The sequence below is a fragment of the Pseudoalteromonas sp. JSTW genome (genome assembly GCF_013423925.1).
Classification (GTDB): Bacteria; Pseudomonadota; Gammaproteobacteria; order Enterobacterales; family Alteromonadaceae; genus Pseudoalteromonas; species Pseudoalteromonas lipolytica.
This window is the reverse complement of sequence record NZ_CP058973.1, coordinates 228,196-246,371: the sequence shown is the minus strand read 5'-3', so window position 1 is coordinate 246,371 and position 18,176 is coordinate 228,196. Positions and strand designations below refer to the sequence as shown.

The following is an 18,176-nucleotide window of genomic DNA, read 5'->3' as shown; positions in this document are numbered from 1 at the left end:
ATTGTTATTAAGCTGTATAACAGTGTTTTATTTCTTCAATCATGGCGTTTGCAAGTGGCGAATTAGCGTTTGTTTTTGAGGTGATCAACACCACCGGAATATCATAATGGTACTTGGCTGGTTGAATAGCCTTAAACATACCTTTATCTACCCAAAACTGCGCATAGTGATCGGGTAAATAACCAATAAACTCACCCGATAGAATCAAGTGGGCAATGCCTTCATCGTGATACGCTACCGCACTGTTTTGATAATTCAAACCGTCGTTACGGCTTTCTTTATCGCGCATATAGTTACTGGTGATTACTTCAGCTTCTTTTATTAGTTTATTAATGTGCCCGTCTTCGCAATCAAATAACGGGTGGCCTTTCGCACAATATAAAAAGTTGGTTTCGTTATGCAGGGGAGTGTAGTGTAAACCGCGAATATGATGGCGGCTCACGCCAATGCCAACGAGTGAACGGCCATTAGCCACCGACGTTTCAACTTCTCGGGCTTCACATACATTAATATCAAACTGAATATTGTTACTCTTTCTTTTTAGTGTGGCTATAACGCGGGGGATCACACAGCGTGGGTCACTCACCATGGTATCTATCATGGCGATGCTTAAACGCCCCGATAACTCATTTTTAGAACTGGCGACTGTATTGGCGAATGCTTCACATTGTTGTAAAAGTTCAATTGAAGCTTGATAAGTAATGGCGCCAGCATCGGTAATTTCAAACCCACTGCGGCCACGCTTACATAATTTAATGCCAAGCCTAACTTCTAAATCTGATAAATGAGCACTGATAGTTGAGCGGCCAATATTTAATCGCGACTCAGCCGCCGACAGCCCCCCACACTCTACAATTGCTACAAAAACGCGCAATAAGCGCAGGTCTACATCATGAACTTGCATGGCGATTCTTATAGTTCGATAAATCTGGAATGAATAACGATAATTATGCATTTGTAAAACATCTAGAGCAAGTTAGCATTGCATTAAATAAAACTAATCCTGTTCTTTAGGAGTTATAAATGACATTTAAGTACGGTATTGACCAGTTAACGTTAGACAGCGTTAATGCTATTGCAGCGGGTACGTTACAGGCAGAGCTTTGCCAAGAAGCGATTGATAAAATTAATAAAAGCCGCCAAAACGTAGATAAAATGGCTGCCTCTGATAAAGCCATTTATGGCATTAACACAGGTTTTGGCCCGTTATGTGATACGCAGATATCTCCAGAAGAAACTAATCTGTTACAAAAGAACTTATTAATCACTCATGCTGTCGGCGTGGGTGAGCCCATTGCTAAACCTATTTCAAAGCTAATGCTTATCACTAAAGTGCACGCACTAAGCCAAGGTTATTCAGGTATTCGTTTAGCGGTTGTAGAGCGCATGCTTAAGTTTATTGAGCTTGATATTATCCCGGTTGTGCCAGAACAAGGCTCAGTAGGCGCATCAGGCGATTTAGCTCCGTTATCACACTTATTTTTACCCTTATTAGGCGAAGGTGAGTTTTGGATTGATGGTGATATTAAGCCGGCTGCAGAAGTACTCAAAGAGCATGGTTTAGAGCCAATGGAGTTACATGCTAAAGAAGGCTTAGCGCTTATCAATGGCACACAATTTATTTTATCGCATGCGATCACGGCACTGACAAAAATGGGTTACTTACTAGACCTTGCCGATATTGCAGGGGCGATGAGTATCGAAGGTATGCAGGGTAGCCAATCACCGTTTCGTGAAGAGCTTCATGCAATTCGTGCCTTTAAAGGCAATGTTGAAGTGGCAGCGCGTATGCGTCGCTTTTTCGAAGGCTCTGAAAACATGGCGTCACACACTAATTGTGACCGTGTTCAAGACCCATATTCATTGCGTTGTATTCCACAAGTGCATGGTGCTTCGCGAAACGCCTACAACCACTTAAAAGAACTTGCTGAAACAGAAATGAACTCAGTAACTGATAACCCAATAGTTATCAGCGAAGAAGAGGCTATTTCGGGTGGCGGTTTCCACGGTCAACCCCTTGCTATGGTATTAGATTACGCTTCAATTGCGGCGGCTGAGCTTGGTAATATTGCTGACCGTCGTTGTTATTTATTACTTGAGGGTTTACACGGTTTACCGCGCTTATTAACCTCATCTGGTGGTTTGAACTCAGGCATGATGATCCCACAATACGTGACAGCAGCATTGGTAACAGAAAACAAATCACTGTGTTTCCCACCATCGGCAGACAGTGTACCAACATCAATGGGCCAAGAAGACCACGTATCAATGGGCAGTATCTCGGGTCGTAAACTAAACCAGATTTTAGGTAACCTTGATAAAATTTTTGCAATTGAGCTGATGTATGCAGCACAAGCTATCGAATTTAGACGCCCTAATAAGTGCTCAGATATCATAGAAGAAAACGTTGCAATTATTCGTAACAAAGTGGCTAAGTTAGAAGAAGATCGTTTACTTAAGCCGGATATTGATGCCATGGTTACACTGGTTAAATCGCAAGCGTTTAAAGTAAACTAAGGGAGCAGATAATGACTTTCCAAGAACAAATTAAACAAGGGATCCCACGCGTTTTACCTGAGCCTAAAGCTTATCCAAGCGATGCTAACCGCGCTCCAAAACGTAAAGACATTTTATCAGCAGACGAAAAGCAATTGGCTATTCGTAATGCATTGCGTTATTTCCCGAAAGAGTGGCACCAAGAGCTCGCCGCTGAATTTGCACAAGAGCTAAAGCAATTTGGTCGCATTTACATGTATCGCTTTAAGCCTAATTATGAACTTAAAGCACGTTCAATTAGCGATTACCCAGCAAAATGTGAACAAGCTGCCGCGATTATGCTTATGATCGACAACAACCTCGATCCTGCGGTTGCACAGCATCCAGAAGAGCTGATCACTTATGGTGGTAACGGTGCGGTATTCCAAAACTGGGCTCAGTACTTATTAACCATGAAGTACTTAAGCGAGATGGAAGAAGACCAAACGCTTCACATGTACTCAGGTCATCCGATGGGGTTATTCCCGTCTTCGGTTGAAGCACCGCGTGTTGTGGTTACTAACGGTATGATGATCCCGAACTATTCAAAACCTGATGATTGGGAAAAATTCAATGCACTGGGTGTAACGCAATATGGTCAAATGACCGCGGGTTCATTCATGTACATTGGCCCGCAAGGTATTGTTCACGGTACAACTATTACGGTGATGAATGCGTTCCGTAAAGTACTTGAAAAAGGCGAATCACCAAAAGGTAAAATTTTCTTAACTGCTGGCTTAGGCGGCATGAGTGGTGCGCAGCCAAAAGCGGGTAATATTGCAAACTGTATTACAGTGTGTGCAGAGGTGAACCCGAAAGCGGCTACAAAACGTCACCAACAAGGTTGGGTTGATGAGCTAATCGATAACATGCCAGAACTTATTGAACGCGTACGCAGCGCGCAACAAAACGAAGAAGTAGTTTCAATTGCGTTCATTGGTAATATCGTTGATGTATGGGAAAGCTTTTTAGCTGAAGATATTTTTGTTCACCTAGGGTCAGACCAAACATCACTGCATAACCCGTGGTCAGGCGGTTATTACCCAGTAGATATCAGCTACGAAGAATCAAACCGTTTAATTCGTGAAGAACCAGACGTATTCAAAGAAAAAGTACAAGCGACGCTTAAACGCCATGCTGATGCTATAAATAAACACACAGCAAAAGGCACATATTTCTTCGATTACGGTAATGCATTCTTGCTTGAGGCATCTCGTGCTGGTGGCGATGTGATGGCTGAAAATGGTATTGATTTTAAATACCCATCGTATGTACAAGATATCCTTGGTCCAATGTGTTTTGACTATGGTTTTGGTCCATTCCGTTGGGTATGTACCTCTGGTAAGCCAGAAGATTTAGATAAAACTGATGCCATTGCTGCACAAGTCCTTGAAAAAATCATGGCTGAGTCACCAGAAGAAATTCAGCAGCAAATGCAAGACAACATCACTTGGATTAAAGACGCGAAGCAAAACAAACTTGTTGTCGGCTCGCAAGCACGTATCTTGTATGCGGATGCACAAGGCCGCGCAGATATTGCCAAAGCCTTTAACGATGCAATTAATCGTGGAGAAATTGGCCCTGTAGTTCTTGGCCGCGACCACCATGACGTAAGTGGTACTGACTCGCCTTTCCGTGAAACATCAAACATTTATGATGGTAGCCGTTTCACAGCCGACATGGCCATTCATAACGTGATTGGTGATGGTTTCCGTGGTGCAACATGGGTATCAATCCATAATGGTGGCGGTGTAGGTTGGGGTGAAGTGATCAACGGTGGCTTTGGTATGCTACTAGATGGCTCTGAAGCCGCTGAACGTCGTTTAAAATCAATGTTACTGTTTGATGTAAATAACGGTATTGCACGTCGTAGTTGGGCGCGTAACGAAGAAGCCAACTTTGCGATTAAGCGTGAAATGGCACGTACACCAAAACTGAAGGTGACGTTATCGAATAACGTTGATGACGAGATTTTATCGAACTTAGATTTTTAAGTTGTGTCAATTCAAAAAGGCCATGTTGCACACGTAACATGGCCTTTTTTATTTTTATGTCTCGTCCTGAAATGTGTTTACACATTTAGGACTTATTATGACCAAGTCAAATAATACACCGATCAAACGAACACAACGAGATTATTCATTAGGCTTTAAATTACAAGTTGTCGACGCTGTAGAAAAAGGCGATATGACTTATAAACAAGCCCAAAAAATTTATGGCATACAAGGTCGCTCAACTGTGCTTACTTGGTTGAGAAAACACGGTAAGATGGATTGGACTCAATCACCTAAGATGACTATGCCTAAATCACCTAAAGCCAAAGAAAGCCCCGCACAAAAAATCAAGCGTCTCGAACGAGAGCTCGAAGATGAGCACTTACGTAACCTGTTACTCAATGAAGTGGTTAATATTCTTGACGCTGAGCATGGGACAAACCTTAGAAAAAAGTATATTGCCAAGGAGCAAGAAGCCTTCAAAAGCAAAAAATAGTTAGCTTAGAACGTGCTTGCAAGCTGCTTGGGATAACGAGACAAGCAATATATCAACGAGAGAGCAGAGCTAAATTGCGTGCTATTGAACTTGCACCAGTTAAAGCGATGGTATTGGAAATACGACGCTTTATGCCGCGTTTAGGTGGAAGGAAATTATATTTTCTACTGAAACCCAAACTCATAGAGCAAGGTATAAGTTTAGGTCGAGATGCTTTTTTTAGTTACTTAAAAAGTGAACATTTATTGGTTAAACCTAAGCGTAGTTATACAAAAACGACGTTTAGTAAACATTGGATGAAAAAGCATCCTAACTTGCTTAAAGATAGACAACCATCGAGGCCAGAAGAGGTATTTGTAAGTGATATAACCTACGTTCAATCAACGCAAGGTGTTCACTATCTATCGCTGGTAACTGATGCGTATAGTCGCAAAATTATGGGATATGAACTCAGTGATGAAATGAAGGCGACAGATGTGGTTAAGGCATTAGATATGACCATCGCTAATCGTCAGTATCAATGCAGTACGATTCACCATTCAGATAGAGGGTTACAGTATTGCTCACGGGTATATCAAGTAAAGCTTAATGAAAATGGCATTACTCCATCGATGACCGATGGCTATGATTGCTATCAAAATGCATTGGCGGAGCGCATTAATGGCATATTGAAGCAAGAATTCTTACTCTATAAATGCCAAAATCTGAAAGAGCTACGTGAACTCGTCGAAGAATCAATAGTAATATACAATGAAATGAGGCCGCATTTGAGTTTAGGCATGGAAACCCCAAACCAAGTGCATAAAAAAGACCAGGAGCAAAAGCTACTGGCCTTCAATTAAAACCGTCAACGTATTTTAGGACGAGACATTAAACTGAACGTGTTGTATCTTTCTTGTATGGAAACAGAAGCGTAATTATTGATGGAAAAATAAAGCCTTTTAAATATGAAAATACAGAAACGTCAGTGGGCGAGTTTGAAAAGTATGTAATGTATTGGGTAATAACTAAAATGAGTATACTAACCCACATACTGAACAAGGCGTATTTCTTCTTTAAAATAACTAAAAACAAGGAGATAACAATAACTACTCGCACCAAAGATTGAAAGTGAGTAAGTAATGAATAATCTATCGGAGGATTTAAAAAATATAAGCTTGAAATTTTTGTTAAGTGGTAAGTTATTAACACTACTCCAAGAGCGAAAATAATGCCCATTCTAATTTTGATAGGTATGTTATTGATTGAGTTTACTCTTTTTTTACTCATAATTTATTATTTCATTAGATTTTATATTAGTAATATAGGGTGGGTGATTAAAGGTTGCTAAATTAATAAGCTTGTTAAACCTGATAATGCAACCAAGAAAAAAAGTGATGTTGAGGGAAACCGAAAAGGATTAATTTTTGCTTTGAGAGCAACGAGAAAGCTCAATATAGAAAAAGAGAAATTTAAGACACAAAGAAATACGATTAGCTCAATTTTGCCTGGAAAAAGTGCTACATATGCATAAGCTCCACTCATAATAAGTGTATACAGTGTCGTAATATGCCAACAGTAATAATTTAGCCATTTTGATGCTACAGGTAGGGCTTTATCAGCTAATAATGGAGCGGCAACTCTTGGTCCACCAATAAATGTATGAACATAAAACGTGATTACGCTCAAAATAGTTGCTTGCCATAAAAAATAAGCTTGCATATTCTTCTCCATTTTTATTGTTATGTAGTTTTTAATAGTTCCACTTTATAAAATCTATTAGGCAAACCAAGGTAAAATACCAATTATGGTAAGGACTATCCAGCCGGGATGTTTTCCTTTAGTACCAATTAGCACTAATACAGCGCCACACAGCATGGTAATAGAAACAATATTAATTAAAACCTCTGTGATAGATGAATTTGAGGTTGACAATGAAAGCCATATTAAAATACTTGCCATCCCAAACCCAAAAATAGAAACCAGATGCCATGAGGCCCATAAAATTCTAACCTGTCGCGCTTTTAGTAAGTCACCACCATGACTTGGGATTAGTTCGTTATCTCTTAGTTTTTGGAAAATAAGAATCTCACCTAAAAAAGAATGTATTAGGCCGAGAAAAATAGCCAGATAACCTGCTGCTAATATCATCGCATTTTCCTCGTGTCTTATAGTTTGATGGCGATTTTTTATAAATTGCTTTATAACGATAACGTGTGGCTTTTTTATTTTTTTGTCAATTGTTTTAATTGATAAACGGGTACATATGAATTTTTATGTTTTATCTAAAATTAATTAAGTTCCCCTTTATTATTCAGACTTATAAATTTTAACTTATTCATAAGTTATTAATTAAAATGCATTTTATGGTGGGGGTTAGTGAAATTAAGGTGGGTTCCTATTACTAAATATAACATGAAGAGTGTTGAATCTACCAGCCTAGTACATTCAGGCATAATTCGTTTTACTTGTTATTACCATTTAGGCGCATTGTTGAACTCTTTATCTCGGGTTATGCTGAATCAAAAAGGAGGTGACTATGAGTAAAATATTAACGGGTGGCTGTTGCTGCGGTGAAGTGAGTTTTCAGGTAACTGACAATTTTAAGCGTTTTTTCTTTTGCCATTGCGAGCAATGCCGTAAATTATCTGGCACTGCACATGCTGCAAATTTATTTACCTCACCCGATGCCATCGAATGGCTGAAAGGTGAGCATAATATTACACGTTTTAACTACCCAAATCGTGCATTGTCACGTGCATTTTGTAAAACCTGTGGCTCTGCACTGCCATTTGAATCACAAGACAGCAGCTATCTTTTGGTGCCCGCTGGTAGCTTAAACGAAGAACCAAGCAAAGAGCTCGACGCACAAATATTCTGCGAAGAGCAAACCGAATGGCATAAAAATGGGTTAAATGGTAAAAAGCTGATTGGCTTTGGTCGAGATTAAGCTCATTTGATAAATATACAAAAGCATACTTACAGGTAAATAGTAAAGTTAGCGAGCTTAAAGGAAATAGCTTGTAGGCAGCGTCTTAACGCCGAACATTTAAAGTTCACGGCTGAAGCCGTTCCTACGCAGTTGGCGTATAGGCCGGGCTTTATCGTGGTTTATGAGAATAGAGTGCGACACTATGTAGGCCGCTATAAGTATGTAGGCTGCTATAAATGGTGACCTACACAGCAGAACACTCTCGATGTAGGAGGCGTTTTAACGCCGAATTTTTAAGGTTCACGGCTGAAGCCGTTCCTACGTAGCTGAGGGTGTAGCTCGGGCTTTAGCGCGATTTATGAGAATAGAGTGCGACACTATGCAGGCTGCTATAAGTATGTAGGCCGCTATAAGTGGTGAACTACACAGCAGAACACTTTCGATGTAGGAGGCGTTTTAACGCCGAATTTTTAAGATTCACGGCTGAAGCCGTTCCTACGCAGTTGGCGTGTAGCTCGGGCTTTAGCGCGATTTATGAGAATAGAGTGCGACACTATGTAGGCCGCTATAAGTATGTAGGCTGCTATAAATGGTGACCTACACAGCAGAACACTCTCGATGTAGGAGGCGTTTTAACGCCGAATTTTTAAGGTTCACGGCTTAAGCCGTTCCTACGGAGTTGAGTGTGTAGTCCGGGCTTAGCGCGATTTATGAGACTAGAGTGCGACACTATGTAGGCTGCTATAAGTATGCAGGCCGCTATAAGTGGTGACCTACAAAGCAGAACACTTTCGATGTAGGAGGCGTTTTAACGCCGAACATTTAAAGTTCACGGCTGAAGCCGTTCCTACGTAGTTGAGTGTGTAGCTCGGTCTTTAGCGCGGTTTATGAGAATGGAGTGCGACACTATGTAGGCCGCTATAAGTATGTAGGCTGCTATAAGTGGCGGCGACCTACACAGCAGAACACTTTCGATGTAGACGGCGTTTTAACGCCGAATTTTTAAGGTTCACGGCTGAAGCCGTTCCTACGTAGCTGAAGGTGTAGCTCGGGCTTTAGCGCGATTTATGAGAATAGAGTGCGACACTATGCAGGCTGCTATAAGTATGTAGGCCGCTATAAGTGGTGAACTACACAGCAGAACACTTTCGATGTAGGAGGCGTTTTAACGCCGAATTTTTAAAGTTCACGGCTGAAGCCGTTCCTACATGAAAGCTTACATGTACTCGTTCGAACATGGTTGTCTCGCAAGTTGCACTAATCTTCTTTATTTGCCTTTTTCGCTAGAATTTCAACTTGTGCTTTATCTGTTACACCCGCCATGCTTAGTGCGGCACTGCCAACTGATTCGTAATTAAGCTCTATTTTATCAAGCTTAGCGTCGTTTTTATCAGGCAGACTTAAGCTTCGTGACGACATGCCTTTACTGAGAACACCTAAATTGTCGAACACTTTTTCTTCGCCGTCATTCATGATCACCTTAATACTTTTAAGGTTAACGGTGCCATGCGTGCATTTGACTTTTATATGACTATATCGGCTTTTAGTTAAAGGATTAACAGTGTCGGTTTCACTTTTAAAGCTGACCTTTTTTCAGCAATTGATTTCCAATCATCGTCGCCAGCAACGCTCTGCAAGCTAAATAAACCGAAGAATAACGCAATAGAAAGTAACTTGATTAGTTTCATTAGAATCCCTCCAAAAATTATTATCACTCAAAGATATAGCACATATTTATTTAAAGTGCCTCTGGTTCATCTATAAAGTAGAGCTATTTTTGATTTTAATTCGTATGAAGCAATACAGTTATATTTTCACCAACCTTACACAGCATGCTATGCTTGTTTAGTGTGCATAAGCTTATGGATTTTCAATGAGATATTACTATTGTTTAGTGTTGTTCCTGTTCTCAAATTCACTTTTAGCAAGTGCGTTACTCGATGTTAAACCCAGTAATAAAACACAGTTTTTGTCATTGATAAAAGCGAAGCAGGGGGACTATGCTCTTGTATCTGGCAGTGATGAAGTATGCAAAAGTGCACCGTTTACTTTGGTTAAACAGCCCACACAAGGCTTCACTTTAGGAAGCCTAATAGACTTTAGTGATTTACATAACGGTACACAAACGAAGAAAATTCCTGATTTTTGCATCGTCACATCGAAACTCAAGTATTTCGTTAATGGCATAGTAAGAACTAATCGCTACAGTCGCTGTAATGATGAAAGTGACGAAGGGACGACCGTTGAAGATTTGCGCTTCGAGGATAACGATAAAATAACCTATACACTCAGCCAGCCTTCGGTTAGTTGTGTATTTGAAAAGCAATAATATGTTTTCTGGTAGGTTATTTAAGCCTATTATAGGCTTTTTGGCTGGAGCTAATTTACTCAATGACTAATCAATTCATTCAGGCATTTTTTGTGTTGGCTGTTTGTTTTATCGCTAGTTTGATTATTGACCGTGCGATAAAGCAGTTTCAACGTCGTTTTGACTCAACAGCACTTGAAACCTTCCGACTGATTTCGAACTCGCAGCGCGCTATTTTACTTTTTGTTGGCATCGTACTGGCTCTTTCTAAGTTAGGCTTCGATGTGGCTGCATTGGTTGCTGGGCTTGGTTTAACAGGTTTTGCACTTGGTTTTGCGCTAAAAGACGCAATTTCTAATTTGGTTGCTGGTGTGATGATTGTCCTTTATAAGCCGGTAAAACTTGGCAATTATATCGAAGTGAGTAATTCAAAAGGCATCGTAGTCGATTTAAATCTTCGTTATATAACTATTAAAGGTGAAGGGGCGATTCATTTAATTCCTAACTCATTAATTTTAAGCAATAAAGTATCTATCATTGAGCAAAAAGACGCTTCATAAATAAACGCACCCGTTACTTGGTGCGTAATATATCCTAAGTTTCTAAGCGGCGCTGTTAAGTCGCTTTTCTTTTGAACAATCACATCCTTGTTTAACCCGCTGTTTGTATCTATCAACTCTGTATACCGAGGGGGCTAAGCCAAACTGGCGTTTAAAGGCATTACAGAATGTCGCAGAATTACTAAATCCGCAGGATAGCGCAACCGCTTTAATAGACACTTTTTCCTCACAAAGCATGTTGCAAGCCAGAGTCAGTCTTTTCTTGGCAATGTAATCGCTATAAGTGGTGTTGAGATATCGTTTGAAATCCCGTTCTAACTTTTTCCTGTTAGGGTAATTAAGCGCCTCAGACAGCCAATTCATACTCATTTTATTACCTGCTTTAATACCTGTGTCGATTGTTTGATCTATACATTCTTTAAAATATTCACAAGAAGAAATGACTGCTCGCTTAGTTAAATCATTCATTATTAAACCTAGCTAATTATTCGAAGGGTGAATGTATCCTTTAAAGTGGTGTGCAATACCAATGTGCCGACATACTTGCTCATCTTGAGGGAGTAAATCTGATGATCACCGTGTTAAATATGTCTTATCCACGATTAAATAAATACAAGAAGTAGAGCAAGTTAATCGCAATCGCTGTGAACGCTAAACAACATAATCATTGCGTTTATAAGCAATATGTTATGTTACAAACTCGCTCGCTTAATTAAGTAAATTGATATTTTACGTCTAAAGCTCAGTGTCTTTATTGGATACAAGCTAATGTTAATAAAAATCATTATCAAGTTCACTGTTAAGCAGCTTTAAATTGCGACAAACCCAGCGATATCAGAATTTTCTGATAGGATTGCTTTAAATATATGCAACGATTTAGTTAGGTTAGGGGGGACTTAAGCAGAAAAAAGCAGCCGAGGCTGCTTTTTGATAGTTGCAAATTACATTTGAGATTGCAGGTAATTCTCAAGCCCTGCGGTTTTGATTAACTGTTGCTGTGTTTCAAGCCAGTCAATTTGCTCTTCTTGCTCATTTAAGATGTGATCAAGCGCTTCACGGCTGATGTAATCTTTTTTCTCTTCAGCAAGTTTAATTGCAGCTTTAAGATCAGGGAGTGAATCAAGCTCGAAGCTCATGTTTGCTTCAATCATTTCTTCAGAGTTTTCACCAATACGCAGACGACCAAGGTCTTGTAGATTTGGTAATCCTTCTAAAAACAAAATACGCTCAATTAAACGGTCGGCGTTTTTCATTTTTTGGATAGACACTTTATAGTCAGCTTTGTCTAATTTTGAAAAGCCAAAATCTTTAAACATACGCGCATGTAAAAAATATTGATTAATACCCACTAACTCATTTGCTAGTACTTTGTTTAGTGCAGCAATAACGCTTTTATCGCCTTTCATACGTGTAAACCTCTATTCGCCCATTTGAGATTGATGGTAGTTCTGGCTACCAATTTTGTCGATTAAACCAAGCTGCTGCTCTAACCAATAAACATGATCTTCTTCAGTATCGAATAATAGTTTTTCAAGTACTTCACGCGATTGATAGTCTTTTTCTTGCTCACAAATAGCAATGGCTTCTTTAACACAATCAACCACTTCAAGTTCAAGAGTGAGATCGTTTTGCATCATGCTTTTAACGTCGGTACCAATTAATAAATCACGACGCTTGGTCATGTTTGGTACGCCTTCTAAAAATAGAATACGTTTGATTAACCAGTCAGCGTGATCTTTCTCTTCTTCCATTTCGTGGTTAAGGCGTTCGTACAGCTTGTTAAGGCCCCAATCATCGTACATACGTGAATGGATAAAGTATTGATCTATAGCGGCTAATTCGTTTGCGAGTAGTTTATTAAAACTATCAATGACTTTCTGGTTACCTTTCATCGTGCTGTCCTCAAAATTCAAGTTGCGATAATTGTAGTATATAAAAATAAGATTGCAAACTTTTTCCTTGTAAATCAGTTATTTACTATTGATTGTGATTCTCGTTTAAGTTTGCGTTAATGGTTGATAAATGAACAATTTATCGTTTTTATTTAAAAATAAAAAAAGCCCTTACGAAGAAGGGCTTAGTGTTTTATTAAGCGGTCGTTAAAAGCGATATGTCGCCCCTAATGTCACTGTTGTACCTAGGCCTTTTATGTTGTAACCACCGTACGTGTATGATTGCGCACGAGCAGGGTAGTAATCGTTATTAAATAGATTTTCAACACCCATGAAGGCTTGCCAGTTATGTGTAAACTTATAGCGGCCGCTCAAGTTGACAATATTGTAGCTGCTAATTGGACCTTGATCGCCCACATAATCACCGTCTGCATTAGGTTCAAAGCGCTTACGTGAGCCAACATACAAGTAACTTGCGCTTAATGACAGTTCATCGTTAGGCGTCCAGTTTAAATTCGCAGTTCCTTTTGGTGGGCTAATTTGACGAGAACCTAAGTAAATATCGTCTTCAGTGTTTTTGCCTTCTACATAGCTGTAGGTTGCAACTAGCTTTAAGGTTGGGCTAATCGTGTAGTCAACAAGCGTTTCGTAACCCCAAATTTCTTGTGGTGCTCGTACGGGCTCATACACTCCAGTTGTCTCATTAAAACTGTTGGTCGTCCCAAACTCCGATGTACTTCGGTAGGCTGCAAATTCAAAACGAACATCATCAAACTGTGAGGTAAAACCAATTTCATAGTTGTCGATGATAGACGCTTCGGTTTGAATTAAACCAATATCATTCACAGTTGCTGCGCGTAACAAGCGGCCAATATCTGAAATGTCAGAGCCTTGTGAGTAATTTGCAAAGGGGCTAAAGGCCGCTAGCAAATTATATTTAATACCCACGTTATAGGTTGTTGCGTCGTAGTCAATGGTGTCGCCTTTTACACTCAGTGGCACTGAACATTGTGTTGCAGAGCGACAAAGTTTTAATGTTTCGTAGTCATCGACGCTTAAGTCAATGCTTTCTTGACGCACACCGGCTTTAACAACTAAGTCGTTATTGATAACCCATTTAGTCTGTAAAAAGCCTGCAACACTGTTCATGTCCATTTCGGGGACCCAAATGCGGCCATCAACAAGGGGTTGTGATGTCACATCGTTTAAAGCATCTAAACCATAGATAAAGGTTGCTTCAATATTGTCAAAATCGACCAGGGTATTAAATGTCGCACGTGCGCCTTTTTTCTCTGAGCTGATTATTGACTGACCACCATCGTAGCCCTCATCTGGGTTTGCAAGGTTTGGCGAATAGAAGAATATGTTTTCGATATCCTGCATGTAGAGGTCTAGGGTCATTTGGGTATTATCAAACAAGGCGTAATCAGTGTATTTCAAGGTAATATTTTCGTTGCCTTCAGGGCCTTGTGGTTTACCTCGTTTTTGCAACTCTTTTGGCACATGTATCGCATAGGTTTTTTCGCCATCGTTAATATTACCAACGACATCACCGAGATCTGTTTTTTGCTGAGAACTGAAAAAGTTATAGCTAAATTGCAGTTGTTTCTGATCGTCAAAATCATACCCCAGTTTAGTGAAGTAGTTTTCGGTTACGGCATCAGACAAACCATATTGCAAGCCCAAAATGTCGCCTTCGGCGTCACGTTGTACCCCGTTTTCTTCATAACTGGCAGTAAATAAGTAGCTTAATTTATCTGCGCGGCCATTAATAGCTGCTGAGAGGCGTGCACCAGCACTTTCTTCTAGTTTTACGGCACTAAAACGTGATGATAGGCTAATTTCACCTTCGGTTTTACCCTCACTTTGCGCTTGCTTGGTAATATAGTTAATTATACCGCCAGAAGCCCCATTGCCATAAATAGAGGTGGCGCCTTTAATAACTTCTATACGGGCTATTGCACTTGGATCAAGCGTTTTTATTCCTAAAGAACCATTACGCAGAGGTGTTGATTGTGGAACGCCGTCAATCATAACAAGCGGGGCGCGGCCACGTAAACTTTGGCCTGTGTTGCTTGAACTGCCTGTGTCAGGTGCAAGTCCGGGTACCATTTGTGACAGCAAACTTTGTAATTCTGGATTTACCTTTAAGTGCTCTTCAATTTCTTGTTGATTAATTATAGTTACAGAAGCAGGTACTTCATCAATGCTCTCAAAAACACGGCTACCAGAAACGACAACGTGCTCCATCTCTTCTGCTGTGAGTTTTTTATTGAGTGCATCATCAGCAAATGATTGGCTACTTATCACCAGTGCAATAAGGCTAAGCGATGTTTTTAACATGTTTGTCCTTGTTAAAAAAAGATAAATGAAATGAGTTATGGGGCGGCAGTGTAAATGCAAAGAACTGTAAAGGCAAGCTTAATGATAATTATTTGCAATAGTGTTGGCAGTTTAATCTCTACGATGTATGTAGCATATTAGCGATAGAGCTTGGCGAATTAACGCGTATGTTGTCAATTGCTGCAATGAATTAAAGGGTCGTTTTAAGTCATTAGAGAGTAGTATTGGCTTGAATAGATTTACCTTGAATTAACTTACTTGGTGCCGCTGTATTTCTAAGCGGCACCCAAATAAGTAATAAAACAATAGAGGTAGTCATAACTACAATTTGGCCCACTCTTTCTTTTGTATTGTTGGTATTAAAACCTATTTTACACATCAATCAATAATACTGGGTATGCTGAACTATCATGCTTTGCCCGAGAATATGAGCCATTCAAGGTGGCTAAATACAGTAGTATAATTAGCCAATGTAAACACTTCTTTTTGCTAAAAGTAGTGATATGCTCTGGGGTTCATGTTTTATCAGTTTAAGTTTAATTACGCGTTATTATCTAAAGTGGCGTTTGTACCAAAAGTAAAAACCCGACACAGTAAAAAATAAAGGTGACAGGGCAAACACAAGCCACAGTAACTGCACAATAGGTCCCGCAAAATCGCCAATATGGAATTTGTATTTAAAGTGCCATGTTTGTGTTGTCCACGAGCTTTTGCTGGCGTCGTAACTCGCGACGATATTGGCTGTATACGGGTTGGCCCATACCCAGCTATAGGCATGGCTTTCACCTGGGTTTTCGATGCGAAAACCAATGTTGTCAGTCGGTTTTTTAGGTAAATAAATTCTAAACAGTTTACCTTCAGGAAAAACAGTGAGTGCATTGTTATAGGCTTTTTGTACTTGATAAGGTGTTGTTTCTGAAGGGGGCAGCACGTCAGGTGGTTTAGGTCTGTCTTCAACCGTGCCTTGCATTACAAACTCTAATACCGCTTTAGTTTCTGTCTTCCAGTTAAACGCCATGCCTGTGTATGCTATTAAAATAAGTGGCAGCAATAAATAGACGCCCAGCACGGTATGAAGTTGGTACATTAATACTCTAAATTTGGCTTTTGGTTTTATAGCTAGTCGCTTTAAACGGTTTTTAGGTTTAATCCAAATGTAAAACCCTAGTAATATTTCTAAAATAAGAATAAGCGCGCATAGTGAAACCCAGTTCCTTAAAGGGTGGTTTTTGTCGCCATCTTTGTAAAGCAACCAACGATGTAGCGCCATGGTAAATCCATACAGCGTGCTGTAATAATCGTATTCGTATAAAATATCACCGGTGTAAGGGTTAACGCTCACATAACGATTATTGGCAAGTTGTAGTTGCCAAGCAAGATCATCACGCGCCTCAGGCATTAATAAAGTAACAGGTTGTTTAGTTGTGTTTGATACGCGTGCTATTAGTGGGTCAAAAGCGAGCGGTGAAGCTTGTGGAGTCACCGTCCATTTATCACCTTGTGTAAGGTACTGAATATCTTTTGCGTAAATAAGTAATGCGCCTGTTAAACTCAAGCAAATCAAAAAAAGGCCGCTTACTAAGGCAAGGAGTAAATGCGTACGGCGTAACCACAACTTCAAGAGGTGTTCCTTTACTTTGTTTTAAATACAAAGGTAAATTGTAAATGATAACAAGTAACATTTACACTAAAACTTGCTCAATAGTACACGCCTTAATAGCAAACTTATCCTGTAAAAATTGACGAATTTCATTGTTGTCGATTGTTTGGTGGGCATAAAACTTTAGTTCGCAATGCACGGTGTGTTCATCAAGCTGCCATGCTTTTATGTATTCAATATTTGAAATAGGAAATGCGCTTATCAGTTGTTCAGATACATGTGTTGATTCGCAGTGACTTGGTGCAACTTGCATTAAAATTTTACTGCTGGCAATTAAGAGCAATACGCCGTGGTATATCACATACACAGAGATAAGAATGGTCGCAATAAGATCGACAATATACCATTGATATAAAATGATCAGAGAGCCGGCAATAATAACGACGACAGAAGCCATAGCATCTGAAAGATTATGAATAAACGCAGCACGAATATTCATACTTTGATTAGCGCCAGCACGGTAGGTAAGGAATGCCGTTACTAGGTCAATAATCAGGGCTAACCCTGCAACCCAAATAACGATCCAGCCATCGATGGGTTCTGGATTTAGGTAACTTTTTATTGCTTCAATGACTAAGTAGCCACCAATTACAATTAAACTCAGGCTATTAAAAAGCGTGGCTAAGATTTCGGCGCGTTTATAGCCATATTGATATCGATTATTTGCTGGTTTAGCCCCAATTTTGCGTGCTATTAACGCAATAAATAACGATGATGCGTCACTTAAATTGTGCAGTGCATCAGCAATGAGCGATAGGCTTCCAGAAATGAGCCCCCCCACAATTTGTGCAAATGTAAGTAACACATTAATTAATACAGCAAGTAATAATTGCTGTGTGCTTTTGCTTTCTGCATCGTGATGGTGGTGATGTCCGTGTCCCATAAGCATACCTAGTTGCTGATTTCTTTATTTTTATATCATGTGAGCATCGCTTTTAAAACACTCGTTAGCAGTATGCATGTATGGGGTGTTTCGTGTTTAGGTTTTACTGTTCAAATAAGTACTAATTTGGTAAGTTAACGCCGTTGTACCAATTATTAGGTGTTACGTGAAAGCAGCATTTGTTATTTTGATTAGTGTGTTATTGCTCCAGCCGTTGCTGGATAGCTTTGACGTGGCTGATCATAATGTTGCATTTAATCACACCTCAGCCCTGCTTTTAGAAGAGCTGGATCTTGAAGCCCACTGCGCAGCTAATGGCGATCATCAACAGCATCAATCTGAGCATGCCGAGCTTGCAAAACAGTTATCTGACTCCGCCGAAAAAGGCCATTGTCATGTGTGTCACAGTCCTGCATTTGTTGATTCATTTACCCTTTCTGAACCCGTTTCAGTTTATTTTGCAAAAATTGAATTGTTAGAGCTTAATTTTAAGTCGGCAGATCTAACACCACTTCATCGCCCCCCAATCGCCTCTCTTACTTAACACTTTATTCCCTTGTCTTTGGGATTATTTTTTAAGGCAAGCTTGGGCTT

At 39.8% G+C, this 18,176-nt stretch carries 18 protein-coding genes; 7 read left to right on the top strand and 11 right to left on the bottom strand.

The genetic code is table 11. From position 1 onward, the window contains the following. Positions 1 to 7 precede the first annotated feature (7 nt). Complete coding sequence (locus GZH31_RS17415) at positions 8 to 904, bottom strand: LysR family transcriptional regulator (RefSeq protein WP_065979096.1); 897 nt, start codon at positions 902 to 904, stop codon at positions 8 to 10. A 119-nt stretch (positions 905 to 1,023) separates the two neighbouring features. On the opposite strand from GZH31_RS17415, the gene hutH reads away from it, so the two are divergent. From hutH to GZH31_RS17400, 3 genes are all read left to right on the top strand, one after another. Next, the gene (hutH, locus tag GZH31_RS17410; protein WP_065979097.1) at positions 1,024 to 2,517 is read left to right on the top strand and encodes a histidine ammonia-lyase; all 1,494 of its coding nucleotides are present in this window, start codon (positions 1,024 to 1,026) and stop codon (positions 2,515 to 2,517) included. Positions 2,518 to 2,528: 11 nt separating this feature from the next. Beyond that, positions 2,529 to 4,529: a urocanate hydratase gene (locus GZH31_RS17405; RefSeq protein WP_118844928.1), complete on the top strand. Its 2,001-nt coding sequence runs from the start codon at positions 2,529 to 2,531 to the stop codon at positions 4,527 to 4,529. Positions 4,530 to 4,626: 97 nt separating this feature from the next. Beyond that, positions 4,627 to 5,867 (top strand): IS3 family transposase gene (locus GZH31_RS17400; RefSeq protein WP_374027183.1). Its coding sequence is split into 2 segments (ribosomal slippage): positions 4,627 to 4,984 and positions 4,984 to 5,867, totalling 1,242 coding nucleotides; the frame shifts between segments, so codons are not numbered across the junction. 484 nt (positions 5,868 to 6,351) lie between these two features. On the opposite strand, the gene GZH31_RS17395 is transcribed toward GZH31_RS17400, so the two are convergent. Next, the gene (locus GZH31_RS17395; RefSeq protein WP_118844929.1) at positions 6,352 to 6,726 is read right to left on the bottom strand and encodes a hypothetical protein; all 375 of its coding nucleotides are present in this window, start codon (positions 6,724 to 6,726) and stop codon (positions 6,352 to 6,354) included. Positions 6,727 to 6,783: 57 nt separating this feature from the next. Beyond that, entirely contained in the window at positions 6,784 to 7,155 is a 372-nt protein-coding gene (locus GZH31_RS17390) for a hypothetical protein (protein WP_074989106.1), read from the bottom strand. 388 nt (positions 7,156 to 7,543) lie between these two features. Between GZH31_RS17390 and GZH31_RS17385 the strand changes: the two genes are divergently transcribed. Continuing rightward, positions 7,544 to 7,954 (top strand): GFA family protein, encoded by a 411-nt coding sequence (locus GZH31_RS17385; protein WP_074989107.1) that lies wholly within the window; start codon positions 7,544 to 7,546, stop codon positions 7,952 to 7,954. A 1,239-nt stretch (positions 7,955 to 9,193) separates the two neighbouring features. On the opposite strand, the gene GZH31_RS20065 is transcribed toward GZH31_RS17385, so the two are convergent. Then, positions 9,194 to 9,409 (bottom strand): hypothetical protein, encoded by a 216-nt coding sequence (locus GZH31_RS20065; protein WP_257473720.1) that lies wholly within the window; start codon positions 9,407 to 9,409, stop codon positions 9,194 to 9,196. Positions 9,410 to 9,483: 74 nt separating this feature from the next. Then, entirely contained in the window at positions 9,484 to 9,624 is a 141-nt protein-coding gene (locus tag GZH31_RS20060) for a hypothetical protein (RefSeq protein WP_257473719.1), read from the bottom strand. Positions 9,625 to 9,809: 185 nt separating this feature from the next. Here GZH31_RS20060 and GZH31_RS17375 point away from each other — a divergent pair, with 185 nt between their 5' ends. Together GZH31_RS17375 and GZH31_RS17370 are read left to right on the top strand one after the other, a co-directional pair. Beyond that, positions 9,810 to 10,265 carry a hypothetical protein gene (locus GZH31_RS17375; RefSeq protein WP_036972849.1) on the top strand — a complete coding sequence of 152 codons (456 nt, stop codon included), beginning with the start codon at positions 9,810 to 9,812 and terminating at the stop codon, positions 10,263 to 10,265. A gap of 62 nt (positions 10,266 to 10,327) precedes the next feature. Then, positions 10,328 to 10,804: a mechanosensitive ion channel family protein gene (locus GZH31_RS17370; RefSeq protein ID WP_036972846.1), complete on the top strand. Its 477-nt coding sequence runs from the start codon at positions 10,328 to 10,330 to the stop codon at positions 10,802 to 10,804. Positions 10,805 to 10,846: 42 nt separating this feature from the next. Here GZH31_RS17370 and GZH31_RS17365 read toward each other — a convergent pair whose 3' ends face one another. The 6 genes from GZH31_RS17365 to GZH31_RS17340 form a co-directional block, all read right to left on the bottom strand. Continuing rightward, entirely contained in the window at positions 10,847 to 11,272 is a 426-nt protein-coding gene (locus GZH31_RS17365) for an AraC family transcriptional regulator (RefSeq protein WP_036972845.1), read from the bottom strand. A 473-nt stretch (positions 11,273 to 11,745) separates the two neighbouring features. Beyond that, positions 11,746 to 12,210 (bottom strand): bacterioferritin, encoded by a 465-nt coding sequence (gene bfr / locus GZH31_RS17360; protein WP_036972843.1) that lies wholly within the window; start codon positions 12,208 to 12,210, stop codon positions 11,746 to 11,748. 12 nt (positions 12,211 to 12,222) lie between these two features. Then, positions 12,223 to 12,696, bottom strand: a complete 474-nt coding sequence (gene bfr, locus GZH31_RS17355; protein ID WP_036972840.1) for a bacterioferritin — start codon at positions 12,694 to 12,696, stop codon at positions 12,223 to 12,225. Between the two features lie 207 nt (positions 12,697 to 12,903). Continuing rightward, complete coding sequence (locus GZH31_RS17350) at positions 12,904 to 15,039, bottom strand: TonB-dependent receptor (protein ID WP_180311864.1); 2,136 nt, start codon at positions 15,037 to 15,039, stop codon at positions 12,904 to 12,906. A gap of 550 nt (positions 15,040 to 15,589) precedes the next feature. After that, entirely contained in the window at positions 15,590 to 16,660 is a 1,071-nt protein-coding gene (locus tag GZH31_RS17345; protein ID WP_036972837.1) for a PepSY domain-containing protein, read from the bottom strand. Between the two features lie 61 nt (positions 16,661 to 16,721). Then, positions 16,722 to 17,582: a cation diffusion facilitator family transporter gene (locus GZH31_RS17340; RefSeq protein ID WP_036972835.1), complete on the bottom strand. Its 861-nt coding sequence runs from the start codon at positions 17,580 to 17,582 to the stop codon at positions 16,722 to 16,724. A 166-nt stretch (positions 17,583 to 17,748) separates the two neighbouring features. Here GZH31_RS17340 and GZH31_RS17335 point away from each other — a divergent pair, with 166 nt between their 5' ends. Beyond that, positions 17,749 to 18,126 carry a hypothetical protein gene (locus tag GZH31_RS17335; protein WP_036972834.1) on the top strand — a complete coding sequence of 126 codons (378 nt, stop codon included), beginning with the start codon at positions 17,749 to 17,751 and terminating at the stop codon, positions 18,124 to 18,126. The last annotated feature ends 50 nt before the right edge of the window (positions 18,127 to 18,176 follow it).